At 66.6% G+C, this 12,461-nt stretch carries 9 protein-coding genes and 2 pseudogenes; 4 read left to right on the forward strand and 7 right to left on the reverse strand.

Annotated features, from left to right (window positions below; genetic code table 11):
* Positions 1-25: 25 nt before the first annotated feature.
* The 7 genes and pseudogenes from SLUN_RS39295 to SLUN_RS03790 form a co-directional block, all read right to left on the reverse strand.
* Positions 26-166, reverse strand: a complete 141-nt coding sequence (locus SLUN_RS39295) for a hypothetical protein (RefSeq protein WP_159100177.1) — start codon at positions 164-166, stop codon at positions 26-28.
* Between the two features lie 643 nt (positions 167-809).
* Positions 810-1,733, reverse strand: coding sequence for a glutamate ABC transporter substrate-binding protein (locus tag SLUN_RS03775; RefSeq protein WP_108147141.1), 924 nt, complete (start codon positions 1,731-1,733; stop codon positions 810-812).
* A gap of 258 nt (positions 1,734-1,991) precedes the next feature.
* Positions 1,992-2,448, reverse strand: a pseudogene (locus tag SLUN_RS42685) (DUF6415 family natural product biosynthesis protein).
* A complete protein-coding gene (locus SLUN_RS03780; protein ID WP_108147142.1) occupies positions 2,376-2,906 on the reverse strand; it encodes an ATP-binding protein in 531 nt (176 codons plus the stop codon). The pseudogene SLUN_RS42685 and the gene SLUN_RS03780 overlap by 73 nt, the downstream one beginning before the upstream one ends.
* The gene (locus tag SLUN_RS40875; RefSeq protein WP_257153655.1) at positions 2,906-3,040 is read right to left on the reverse strand and encodes a hypothetical protein; all 135 of its coding nucleotides are present in this window, start codon (positions 3,038-3,040) and stop codon (positions 2,906-2,908) included. The genes SLUN_RS03780 and SLUN_RS40875 overlap by 1 nt, the downstream gene beginning before the upstream one ends.
* A gap of 41 nt (positions 3,041-3,081) precedes the next feature.
* Positions 3,082-3,333, reverse strand: a complete 252-nt coding sequence (locus tag SLUN_RS03785; protein ID WP_371413807.1) for a Rossmann-fold NAD(P)-binding domain-containing protein — start codon at positions 3,331-3,333, stop codon at positions 3,082-3,084.
* Positions 3,334-3,510: 177 nt separating this feature from the next.
* Entirely contained in the window at positions 3,511-4,632 is a 1,122-nt protein-coding gene (locus SLUN_RS03790; RefSeq protein ID WP_371413809.1) for an asparaginase, read from the reverse strand.
* 507 nt (positions 4,633-5,139) lie between these two features.
* Here SLUN_RS03790 and SLUN_RS03795 point away from each other — a divergent pair.
* The 4 genes and pseudogenes from SLUN_RS03795 (at position 5,140) to SLUN_RS03815 (ending at position 12,432) form a co-directional block, all read left to right on the forward strand.
* Complete coding sequence (locus tag SLUN_RS03795) at positions 5,140-6,120, forward strand: LysR family transcriptional regulator (RefSeq protein WP_108147143.1); 981 nt, start codon at positions 5,140-5,142, stop codon at positions 6,118-6,120.
* Between the two features lie 1,882 nt (positions 6,121-8,002).
* Positions 8,003-8,329: pseudogene (locus tag SLUN_RS03805) on the forward strand (zinc-binding dehydrogenase); the annotation flags it as partial.
* A gap of 240 nt (positions 8,330-8,569) precedes the next feature.
* Entirely contained in the window at positions 8,570-10,129 is a 1,560-nt protein-coding gene (locus SLUN_RS03810) for an APC family permease (RefSeq protein ID WP_108147146.1), read from the forward strand.
* Positions 10,130-10,581: 452 nt separating this feature from the next.
* Positions 10,582-12,432 (forward strand): phage tail sheath C-terminal domain-containing protein, encoded by a 1,851-nt coding sequence (locus tag SLUN_RS03815; protein WP_108147147.1) that lies wholly within the window; start codon positions 10,582-10,584, stop codon positions 12,430-12,432.
* The last annotated feature ends 29 nt before the right edge of the window (positions 12,433-12,461 follow it).

Genomic DNA, 12,461 nt, shown 5'->3' on the forward strand with positions numbered 1-12,461 from the left:
GAGAGCCCTGATCGCCGTCGGCCATTCACTCCTGGTCGTTGTCTGGCACCTGCTCAACGAACCCGAGACTCCGTACACCGACCTCGGCTCCGTCTACCACCAGCACCTCGTCGATCCCACCCGCCGGACCCGCGACCTGGTCCGCCAGCTCAAGGCCCTCGGCCACGACGTCACCCTCGCGCCGGCAGCCTGACCAGCAACTCCGTCCAACCCCTGGCCAACGATGGGCGCAGCCTGGCCCGGTGCGGGGAGATTTTCCGTTCAGGCACTTTACGCTCTCGCGGCCCTGGTCAACGATCTCGGCGTCCGCACGACCGCTGGCCGGGCGGCGGCCATCCGCCAGCGCGTCCTGGAGCTGCCCGCTCCCGTCGTCGCCGATGCCCTCGGCTACCACCAGGTGACCACAGCCAAGCTCGCGGCCGAAGCCGGAGGCACCTGGAGCCGGTACGCACCCGGGGACCACACACGGTCACCAGCGGGCTGGGTTCCTCGGGGAACTGGCCACAGTTGAATACGCGAGCTCACCAGTACCAAGGCTATCTACGACCCCAACGGCATGGGCGCGATGTTCTTCGCCGCCCTGGCCGTCGCCGCCCAGCTCGACCGCAACTACATCCGGCGACCTAAAGCTCCAGAAACGCATCATGGCAGGCCGTGCCAGCGTCCCACTTCTCCGCCACCGAGTAGTGCTGATCGCCCACCTACGCCGCCGGTGCGGCCTGCTTTTGATGTGGTGACAACAGGCTTGAGCCGCTGGTGTCGTCCGATGCCGAGCGTCGGATGTTGCAAGGGTGGACCAGGGCCTCGTGTCAGTAGTGCTCGACCACCGGCGCCCCGTTGTACTTCGAGCCGGAAAGGCCCAGCGTCGCCGCGTACGCCCTCTTGTGGTCGCCGTTCTCGTCGTGCGCCTCGAGCGCGTCCGTCACCGCTTCACGCAGCGCCTTGTCGTCCTTGTTCATGCCGATGCCGTAGGGCTCCTCGGTGAACGGGTTGCCGACGACCTTCAGCTTGTCCGGGCGCTGGGCGGCGTAGCCCATGAGGATGGCGTCGTCCGTGGTGACGGCGTCGATCCTCTTGTCGAGCAGTAGCTGGACGCACTCCGTGTCTTTGGTGGTCTCGACCGTCGTCGTGTTGTAGTCGGGCTTCTTGATCTCCCGGAGGGTGGTCGATCCCTTGACCGAGCAGACCTTCTTGCCCTCCAGGGAGTACGGGCCCCCGATCGTGCTGTCGTTCTTGCGGACCAGGAGGTCGGCGCCGGCCCTGTAGTACGGGCCGGCGAAGCCCACCTTCTTCTTGCGTTCGTCGTTGATCGTGTACGTGCCGACGTACAGGTCGACCTGGCCGCTGGAGATGGCGGCCTCACGGTTCTTCGTGTCGACCGTCTTGAACTCGATCTTGTCGGGCGAGAACCCGAGATCCGCCGCGACCATCTTGGCGATCTCGATGTCGAAGCCGGAGCGCCTGCCGTCCTTCTCCTCGAACCCGAGGAACGGCTGGTCGCTATGGGCGCCGATGACGAGCTTGCCGGTCTTCTGCGCCTTCTTCAGCGTGGCGGATTCGATCTTGACGTTCTTGGCGACCGCGTACGTTGGCAGCCGCGGGTGGTTTCCGTTCGAGCTGCTGGTGGGCTCGTCACCGGAGGCATTGCCGGACTCTCCGCTGCAGGCGGTGGCGGTGAGGGCGACCGACAGCACAGTGATCGTTGCGAAGGCGGCGGACTTGGAAAGTTTCATAATACAACGTCCTCTATTTTTTCCGACAGGTTGGGCAGCCTGCGTCCCGAGACCCATCCCGCCGAGCAGGGCCCGCGCCGCGGTCCTGCCGATCGGTGCCTGACGGTTGGGCCTGGTCAAGCCTCTTGCCGAGCTGTATGGCTCGGCAACAGCGGCCTGGCGTTCGATCAGTTGCCGGGCGGCGGCTGTGCCGTTGCGCCAGCCTTCTGCATGGGCGGCATTGACGATATTCCGGCGGATGCCGTTCTGTCATGGTGGTCAGTCCTCCGCCAGCAGTTCCAGGAGGTCCTGGGTGACCAGCGCGAGCCTCCGGAGATGTCCGCGGGCCGGTAGGAAGTCTCCAGGCGAGTCCTCCGCCCGGAGAGCCCGTGCCTGCCCGATCGCGGGAGGCTTTGGCGCCGGGCTGGTGATGGCGATGCGCCAGGACTATGGCCACCAGTTGGATGAGCGCTCCCTGGAGCCTTTGGGTCAGCTCCTTGATCTGGCCCATGGCCGGAGCGGCGTCCTGGCCGAGTACCGCTTCGAGGTGGTCGTAGAAGGAGTCCACGTCGACACCGTCCAGCCAGAGGGAGATGCGAAGACCGGTCAGAACCCGCTCGACATCGTGGCGGCTGATCTCGCACTGCTGTTCCGGCTGCGCTGTCACTGGGACCTCGCTGCCGTGGGCGCGGTGAGGGTGCACCAGGTATGCCTTCCGTCCTCGCTGACCCCCCACGAGTGCGCGGTGGCGGCGACGATGGTCATGCCCCGGCCGCTTTCGTCGTCCGGCCCCGCCGCGCGCACGTACGGCCGGACCGGCGATCCGTCATAGACCTCGATCCGCACCTCACCCGCGCTGTGGATCACGCGGAAGGCGAACTCCGGGCCCTGGCCGTGGAGAAGCGCATTGGTCACCAGCTCGGTGATCAGCAGGACGGCACTGTCAGCGAGACCGTCCAAATTCCACCGGTTCAGCTGCGCGCGGGCGATCCGCCGGAGCTGGCCAGGCCGCTTCAGATCCTGGGCGGTCGGCTCGTCACCCGGGCGTGAGGAGCGTGCGATGGCCACCTCGATCCCGTTGAGCACCGCCTCGGCGTCGACCGGAGCGGTGCCACGGCTCGGGGCCGCGAGGCGCTGGGCGACATCGTCGGTGGAAGGCGTCGCCACGGCCCACTGGTTGGCATCGACGGTCATCAGCGAACCCCAGGCCCGCGGCCGCCGGAGGCGTTCGGCACGGCACTCTCCCTCAACGCGGCCACCGCATTCCCTGCCAGCGGCATGCCGGTGGTGGGCGGGGCGAAGGCGTTGTCACTGACAGCGTCCGTCATGATGATCCTCCCCTGACCGGTCGTCATCTCTGTGGGTGAGGTCAGAGTTCGTAGATACGTCCGGTCTGGGCGCCTTCGATGGAGCGGACGTATGCCTGGGCGACGTTTGCGAGGTCGACGGAGCCGTAGCCGGGGAAGTAGTCCCCGTAGTCGGGCAGGGATTGGGTGAAGACGTTGGGGCTGACGGCGTTGATCCGCTGCGGTGCGATTTCGATGGCCGCAGCGCGGACGAAGGCTTCTACGGCGCCGTTGGCCAGCGCGGTGGCGGCGCTGGTGCGGACGGGTTCGCGCACGGGGATGCCAGGTGCTGCATGAGGCGCACGTGCGGGCGTCCCGCGTCGTCGGCGCTGGCGAGAGAGCCGTAGGGGTTTCTCCTGGCCGTGCCCACCGCGAGCGCGAGGAGACCGGTGGGCTGTTGAATATCAGGCTGCTGCGCTGTGGTCATCGAAGCGGTCCTCTCCATGCTGGCGTTACCGGCGTTGCCGTCTTATCTGTTCAGTGCGGTGTGCGTGCGGGCGGTGTTCGCGCGGCTGCCCCTTTTCCTCAGGAGCTGGCGGTACGGCGGAGAAGTCTGAGGTCAGTGCACCGGCAGCTCTCAGACTGCCGACCATGGTCATGCCGCTTAGTACGGGCCTGCTGGCGAACTCGGTGAGGACACCTCGGTCGACTCCACACAGTGCCAGAGCAGCCGCGACCACCGGCATCAGGGCGCGATCGCCACCGTCAGCGATCTTCACGCCGACCGCTCGGCCATCGGGCAGTGCCGCTACCTGGATCCCTTCGAATCCGTCGTTGGCCAACAGGCCTGGGACGGCTCTCATCAGCCGCGCCACATCCCGCCAACTCCCGGAAGCCATCTCCGGATGGTTGCGTATGGCGTTGGAGACCGCCGCCTCTTCAGTTCCCGGGTCCGCAGAGGCAATCTGGGCCACCGCTCGAGTGAGGCCTTCCAGTGAAACAGAGAAGAGCGGTGCTCCACACTCGTCGACCGTCACCCGCGCGATGCGCTCGCCCGTCAGATCCTCCACCGCCTCGGCGATCGACTGCTGCAGCGGATGCCCAGAATCGAGGTAATCGTCGAGCGGCCAGCCCCTGGCCTGGGCCGTCACCAACATGGCTGCATGCGTGCCGGATCCGTTCTGCGCGAGCCGGGACAAGCCGCGACCACAACGGACCCACGCCTCGCGCACCGCGGGATCGCAAGGCCAGTCAGGCGCATTGCGCAGGTCGGCTTCGGCCAGCCCCGCAAAGTCCAATATGCCCTGGACGCCGACGAGATGGCGCTCTTCGCCCGAGTGACTTGCCACAGCCAGCGCCAGCAATTCGTCGTCCAGCGACAGCCCGGCGCGCAGCATGCCCACGACCTGGACCGGCTTGAGCGCGGAGCATGGGTAGAACGCCGCCTCGATGTCGCCGGCCTGGAAAGCAACGCCACCGTCGGCGGATAGCACGACGACCGAGCCGTGATGCACGCCCTCGACGATGTCCCCGCGCACCACATGGGCGAGCGGGACATGGCGGGGCTCACGAATTACAGCCGTCTTTTGCGGTCTACGTTCCGGGGAGCTGGTCTCCTCTACGGGCTGAGTCACCGTCAGCCTTCCATCTCGCTGTCCGCGTCTGCCTTGTTTATCCGGCCGGTGAAACCACACGTCCCGGCACCTCCGCTCGACTGGCCGATCCTGCCGCCGTTGCCAGGTCTGGCTTCCGCGCTCGTGCGGTCGGGCCTGCCGCACGATGGGGGACGGGTTGTCGCACCACGGGGCGGGGGTGTGAGCCATGACCGCCATGGCGTCGTGTCGGAAGCGGTTGGTAAGTGCGACGATCGTCCGGTGCCCGCGGTTCGATTGCCTGCGCCAGCCCACCTGTCCTCGTTGGAACGACGAATATGTCTTTCCGTATGGGGTGTTGAGGCCCGCCACCTGCAGGATGTGTGGGTGGGCGAGATCGCTCGCATAGCGCTGCCGCACCGCGCCGGCCCCGTCTGGTCCCGGACGGGTGCGTAGGGTTTCGTAGCCACGCGACCACTGTGCCGTCACTCGTCTCATTGCTCCAGTGGATGTTTTCGAGTAACAATCGTTAGAGAAAGCGACGATTCTTTGGCTGGCTTCAATTTCGATCTCCACCGGCTCCGCCTTCTGCGGGAGCTCAAGCACCGGGGCACGCTCGCTGCAGTCGCCTCCGCGTTGTCATACAGCCCTTCTTCGGTCTCCCAGCAGCTCTCGTTGCTGGAGTCGGAGGTCGGGGTCCCGCTCCTTGAGCCCGTGGGCCGACGGGTGCGTCTGACCCCTCAGGCTGAGATCCTGGTCGCTCACACCGAAGCCGTGCTGGAGCGGCTGGAACAAGCCGAAGTCGACATTGCCGCCTCACTGCGCGAGCTGACCGGCACCCTGCGCATAGCGTCCTTTCAAACTGCTGCGCTGGCTCTCGTCCCGACGGCACTGACGCTGCTGCGCGATGCCCACCCTCGCCTGCGCATTCAGGTCACCCAGATGGAGCGTGAAGGCGCGCTATCGGCTCTGCTCGTCCGCGATGTCGACCTGGTCATCGACGTCGAATACCCGGGTGATCCCAGCCCGCGCCCCGCCGAACTCGAGCAGGAGGTCCTCGGCCAAGAAGCTCTGCACGTAGTCGACCCGGGCGTAGCCAAGGCGACCAAGCCACAGGAGATGCTGCGCATACTGGCCGATCGCCCATGGGTCATGGAACCTGAGGGAACGGCCGCCCGCAGCTGGGCGATGACCCTCTGTCGTGGCGCCGGATTCGAACCCGACGTGCGCTACGAGTCGGCCGACCTTCTTCTCCATCTGCGGCTCGCGGAACAGGGGCATGCCGCCGCACTGCTCCCAGACCTCGTATGGCTGGGTCGGCGGCCGACTATCCCCTTGCGGCCGGATCCCTTCGGTCCCCGGACGCGCACACTTGTTACCGCCGTACGCCGCGGCAGCAGCCAACACCCCGCCATCCAGGCCGGACGCCGAGCGCTCCTAAGGGCGGTTGACAAACATTTCAGCCGCGCGGCAGACGACACGCCGCCATCCTTCCCCGGGGCGGAAGATCCCGCCGCTGTAGAGAACTGATATTCGACGAGCGGTGCTTGAGGGTGAGTGCGTCGGCGGTCGACCGCGTGGGCACCGACGCACATTTCCTGCTCGGGCAGCTGCCCGAGCAGGAACCCGGTGAAGATGTCAGTTGTCAGCCTGCTGAGCACGCTGAAGCCATCGCGTGGACCTGTCGTACATGCCCGCCCTGGCGGGATCTCCCCGACGAACTGGGCTCATTCCGGACCGCCGCAATCATCGGTTTTTCTAATGATCGACGATCGAAAACGTTCGCTGGAACAATGACAGAAGCTTCGGCACAGTGGGCACGTGCTTCGAAGCCTGGGATGCCGCCCTCTTTCCGTGGCTCGGTCCGCTGCCGCCGTGTTCGCGTTCTTGAGAGATCGCCGCTCCGTCCCTGTACACAAATCAGCAGTCTTCGATGCCCCGGACGGCGGTGAGGCACGCACGTCCGGGCTCACCGTGCCCAGCCGGGGTCTGACAGGCGCTCTCGAGGAGCAGCTCGCTACCTGCTTTTCGTTTCGGCGGTCCGCCACGGCACGCACCATGTCTCTCCCGGCAGCGGTGACGAGTGCCGAAAGCAGCAGGACAAAGGGAACAAGCAATGTACACACAGACGACGTGGCGCATTTGTCCGGACCCGTCGGCCCGCCCACACGTTCCGGCCCTGGTGTCGGTGGATGAAACCCCAAGTTCGGTATTGGCTATGAGGCTGGACAAAGCCGGTCTCAGTCTCGGCGCCGCTGTGCGTTGGGGAAGCGTCGCCTCCATGCTGGAACGAAGACCGGCGATGATCCTGCTCGACGCGCACTCGACGGAGGCTGACGGGCTGGTCGGACTCGTCCGGGCGGCGTCCCTGATCGCCCCCGTTGCCGTCTTGCGGCACAAAGGGCGCGATGCCCTCGCCGCGTTCTCTGCCGGGGCAGTCGATGTTCTCGACCGGCAGGCACCGGCTGCTGAACTGGCCTGGCGCATCCGTGCGGACCTGAGACGCTGTCCGTCAGTACCGCCGCCCCCTGCGTACCTCCAGCGCACCGCAAGCCAGCGACTGCTGTTTCACGTGATCGCCCAGGCCCAAGGGCCCGTCTGCTGTCACTATCTGAGACTGCTTTTGGGAACTCCCAGCCTTCCCCTGACACTGCGGGCACTGAGGGCCCGGATCCAACGGCTGTTGCCCCACTTCGCCGACCACGGACTGGCACTTGTCGTGGATGGACAGTGGGGACTTGTGACCTACCAGACCCGAAGCGCAGACGCTCCAGGCCCGAGTCTCCCGTAATCCGCCGATGTCGGCGGAGCTCCCCATGCTTCCCGCATTCATCCGCGCCCACACCGTCGACCTCCCCGGAGGCGTGCCGGCCCGGATCGCCATCATGCCGACCACCTCCGCCGACGAGTTCATCGGACAACTGCAGACGACGCACCTGGGCCTGCGCACGCGAATGCTGTGGCTGTGCAACTCGCACAACACCTACGGTGTGTGTCGTTCCGTCGGGTTGAGGTGTTGGGTGGTTGTGGGGACTGCGCCTGCGGCGTCGGCAAACGCCGGACTCTTCACGCAGCCCGGCCGGGGTCGTCACAGGTCCGAATCCCCCGGCCTCCAGGAGCTTCGCCGCAGCCGCGTTCCAGGCCAATTAGAAGGTGCCGGGAGCTGGTTCGGGGCCCTCACGGGCCGAGATCATCCCACGGCGGTTTCTTGCGTACCGGTAGACCCCATGTTCAGTCGTACATCTCCACCAACCTCTCGCCACGGACCCCGCCACGAACGGATGAAGTTTCCCCTCATTCTCTGAGACCCCTCACCCCGTGATCAGAACGGCCCACGATCGCGGAGACGCTTACTCGGCTGAGACTGGGCAGTCCTTGAGACAGCCAAGCTGTTCCTAACACCGGGAACCACTCGTTGTCGGACCTCAGGCGCGTGCTCACCCCCGAGGGGACGCTCGTACTCTCCAGCGGAGGCGGCGGTCGCTGGACCGGACCGATGGGTCTCATCGTCAAGGCGCTCGCCGTGTCACCCTTCGTGCGCCAGAAGCTGCGCCCGCTGGTGGCCACGCCGAGCGCGGAGACCCTGGCCCTTCTCACGGACCTCATCGAATCCGGGCAGGTGACACCCATCATCGACCGGACATACCCGCTGGGCGAGGCCCCTGAAGCGATGCGATACCTGGAGAAGGGCCACGCCCGCGGAAAGGTCGTCATCACCCCCGATGGCTCAGGGGGTTGATCCGGGACGCCGCTTGCCGAGCTCGCCCACCCAGTACTTCGTACGGTCGAGCCACTCCACGTCGTAGGTGGCGCCGCCGGAACGGCCCAGCGTGGGCGTGGGGGTGCCGCTGCCGCCCCTCGATGGAGATCTCTCCGCTTTCCAATAGAAACAAATAGGTGTATTCCAGAACCAAGGCGGTGCATGCCCGTCCGCGCCCCGGCGTTGGGCGTCCCGTGTCCGTCGGCGAAAGGCCGCTTCATGCAAAGAGCAGGCGGATCACCCGGCCCCACACCTCCGCAGTCCTCCGCGGTCGGCGAGAAGGGGCTGAAGGGCGGCGCGCTGAGTCTCGTCTCCTCCGTGGCCATCGGCCTCGCTTCGACCGCCCCCGCCTACAGCCTGGCCGCCACGCTCGGCTTCATCGTGCTCGCGGTCGGGCTCCAGTCACCCGTCATCGTGATCCTGGGATTCATCCCGATGCTCTTCATCGCCCACGCCTACAAGTCGATGAACTCCGTCGACGCCGACTGCGGCACGACCTTCTCCTGGTCCGCGCGGGCCTTCGGACCGCGCACCGGGTGGATGGGCGGCTGGGGCATCATCATCGCCGACATCATCGTGATGGCGAACCTGGCACAGATCGCGGGCCAGTACGGATTCCAGCTGGTCGGAGCGGACGGCCTGGCCGAAAGCCGCTGGTGGACGGCGTTCGCGGGCGTCATCTGGATCGCCGTGATGACGGCCATCTGCTACATCGGCATCGAAATCTCCGCAGCCCTGCAGAAATGGCTGCTCAGCATCGAGCTCGTCCTCCTCGCCATCCTCTCGATCACGGCGCTGGTGAAGGCGTACGGCGACAACGCGCCGGCGGAATCGCTGCACGTGGCCGCCTCCTGGTTCAACCCCTTCGAGATCGGCTCCGCCAGCGCCCTGACGCAGGGCGTCCTGCTGGCCGTCTTCATCTACTGGGGCTGGGACACCGCCGTCGCCGTCAACGAGGAGACCGCCGACCGCGAGCGCACCCCCGGCCGCGCCGCCGTCATCTCCACCGTCCTGCTGCTCCTCATCTACCTCCTGGTGACCACCTCGGCGCAGGCGTTCGCCGGCATCGGAGAGACGGGCATCGGCCTGGCCAACCCCGACAACGCGGGCGACGTCCTGGGCAGCTTCGGTGACGAAGTGTTCGGCACTGAGGGATTCGGTGAGTTCCTGGTGAAAATGCTGTTCCTGATGGTGCTGACCTCGGCCGCAGCGTCCACGCAGACCACCATTCTGCCGACCGCCCGCACCACCTTCTCGATGGCCACACACAAGGCGCTCCCCTCGGTCTTCGCGCGTGTCCACCCGCGCTTCCTGACCCCGACCTGGTCCACGGTCGCCATGGGTCTGGCGTCGATCGCCTTCTACGTCGGCCTCACGGCCATCAGCGGCAATGTCCTGGAGGACTCCATCGCCTCGGTCGGCCTGGCCATCGCGTTCTACTACGGGCTGACGGGCTTCGCCTGCGTCTGGTACTTCCGCAAGATCCTCACCCGCAGCGTCCGCGACCTGTTCATGAAGGGCGTTTTTCCTCTGCTCGGCGCCCTGATGCTGCTGGGGCTCTTCTGTTACGCGGCCTTCCACGTCTACTCGGACCCGGAGTACGGCACCACCATCATCGATCTGCCATGGCTCGGCGAGACCGGCGGTGTGTCCGTCATCGGCATCGGTGCCCTGGTGCTCGGTGGCGTCCTGATGCTCATTCAGCGGGTGGTGCAGGGCTCCTGGTTCCGCAACCCTGACGTCCCTGTCGGCGCAGCGTCCAAGTCCTCGCCGCGGTAGGCCGGTTCGAGCAGGGGCACCGCAGCAGCCAAATGGCCTATTTTTCGCCAACAGGACACAAGGCGGCGCGCCGCCGTCGAGTGCATTCGGCTTATTCCCCACCCCTGATCGCACTTTTCTGTGAAGCGATCGTGAACTCATCTCCACATTCGGCCATTGATATCCCTCCGACCACGTCAAATCACCCCTGATCGCTGCCGTCGGCGATGATTGCCGGATGACTGAATCGCTCCCTTGACCCGCCCTTGGGGCACAAACGAGACTCCCCAGAGGCACTCATGCATCAGGAGCCACAAGCGCAGGCACATGCCGATGGCCCTGCGAGACCAGAAATCGCACGGGGTGTGTGACGGGGGATTTCAGTGAAGAGCGCGTACGCATGCGCAACGCATACGCGTGGTTTCTCCACCTCCCCTCCTCATCTCTTGGTGCGCGAAGGGAATGGAGGGGGAATGCCGACGCACATGGGCTATCCCGGCGTATACATCGAAGAACTTCCCAGCAGCATCCGTACCATCGCCTCCGTCACCACCTCGGTGACCGCGTTCGTGGGGCACACCCGCCGGGGTCCGCTCAATCGACCCGTGCGGGTCACCAGCTTCGCGGACTTCGAGCGACGCTTCGGCGGACTCACCTCACAGAGCGCTGTCAGCTATGCGGTGCACCAGTTCTTCGGCAACGGCGGCACGGTCGCGGTGATCGTCCGCGTGGCCAAGGCCGGCACCGGTGAGGAAGCGTGCGTCACGCTCAACTCCACCGAGGGGCACAGCGAGTGCCCGGTGCTGGAGGTGCACGCCAAGGAGCCCGGCGTCTGGGGCTCGGGCCTGCGGGTGACCGTCGACCACGACACCCCGACCCCGGACAGGACCTTCAACCTCCAGATCCTCGACGCGCGTGGCGGAGCCCGCGAATCCTTCACCGGCCTGTCGATGAACTCCGGCCACGGCCGCTTCGTGGAGACGGTCGTGGGCGCCGGCTCCTCGCTGGTCCGCGTGAAGGCACTCGAGGAGGACCGGCCCGACCCCTCGGGCACGGTCTCCAAGCCCTTCTCGGCCGAACTGCCGGACCTGGCTGTCGAGTTGAAGGTCAAGATCGGCGATGTGGAGCGTGAGTTCACGCTCTACGAGCCCGACCACGACGGCGAGCCGCCGGCCAACGTCACCGAGCTCGCCCTGCTGCTCGAGCGCAAGCTGCGCGCGCTGCCCGACGCCCCCGGCAAGCACGCCTTCGCCGGCGCCGAGGTCACCGCCTTCGGCCGGCGTCTCCAGGTCGTCGCCGGGTCCGTCGACCCCGACGACGTGGTGCGCTTCGTCGGCGAGTGCGCCAACGACCTGGGTCTGGAAGCCTCCGTCAACCCGCCCGTCTTCCCGCTTCAGGGCGGCAAGGACGGCGACCCGCCCGGGCCGCGCGACCTCATCGGCAGCGAGGCCCGCAAGACCGGCGTCCAGGCGCTGCGCGACGTGGACGACGTCAACCTGCTCGCCCTGCCGGAGCTTTCGGCCTACGAGTCGACCGAGGACATGGTCACCGTGCTGTCCGCGGCCGAGCAGCTGTGCCGGGAACGGCGGATCTTCCTGCTCGTCGACTCGCCCTCCACCTGGGGCAGCGTGGATGCCGCACGGGCCGGGATCGGCGCGTTCGAGCCCGTACGCAGCAACCACGCGGGGCTGTACTTCCCGCATCTGCAGCTCACCGACCCGCTGACCGGACGGCTGCGTTCCTTCCCGCCCTCGGGCGCCATCGCCGGCGTCATCGCCCGTACCGACGGCGAGCGCGGTGTCTGGAAGGCGCCGGCCGGGACCGAGGCGCGGCTTGCCGGTGTGCGGTCGCTGACGGTCAGGCTGACCGACCGGGAGAACGGTCTGCTCAATCCGCTGGGCGTGAACTGCCTTCGCACCTTCCCCGTGGTGGGTCCGCTGATCTGGGGGGCGCGCACGCTCGAGGGTGCCGACGCGCTCGACAGCGAGTGGAAGTACGTACCGGTGCGGCGGCTCGCGCTGCATGTCGAGGAGAGCCTGCACCGCGGTCTGCAGTGGGTCGTTTTCGAGCCGAACAGCGAGCAGTTGTGGCAGCAGATCCGGCTGAAGGCATCGGCGTATCTCAACGACCTGTTCCGGCAGGGCGCGTTCAAGGGCGGCACGCCGCGCGAAGCGTACTTCGTCAAGTGCGACAAGGACACCACCACCGACGCCGATATCGACGCCGGAGTGGTCAATGTCGTGATCGGCATCGCGCCGGTGAAGCCTGCTGAGTTTGTGATCGTCAAGATCCAGCAGGTGGCCGGGCAGTTCGACCTCTCGTAACCCAAGGAAAAGGAACACGAAGGAAACCG

It is taken from the genome of Streptomyces lunaelactis, from assembly GCF_003054555.1.
Lineage (GTDB): Bacteria > Actinomycetota > Actinomycetes > Streptomycetales > Streptomycetaceae > Streptomyces > Streptomyces lunaelactis.

Excerpts from the sequence above, each read along its gene's own strand:
- SLUN_RS03810 (WP_108147146.1), top strand. The coding sequence starts at position 8,570 with ATGCAAAGAGCAGGCGGATCACCCGGCCCCACACCTCCGCAGTCCTCC.
- SLUN_RS03775 (WP_108147141.1), bottom strand. The coding sequence starts at position 1,733 with ATGAAACTTTCCAAGTCCGCCGCCTTCGCAACGATCACTGTGCTGTCG.
- SLUN_RS03815 (WP_108147147.1), top strand. The coding sequence starts at position 10,582 with ATGCCGACGCACATGGGCTATCCCGGCGTATACATCGAAGAACTTCCC.
- SLUN_RS40875 (WP_257153655.1), bottom strand. The coding sequence starts at position 3,040 with ATGACGGACGCTGTCAGTGACAACGCCTTCGCCCCGCCCACCACCGGC.
- SLUN_RS03780 (WP_108147142.1), bottom strand. The coding sequence starts at position 2,906 with ATGACCGTCGATGCCAACCAGTGGGCCGTGGCGACGCCTTCCACCGAC.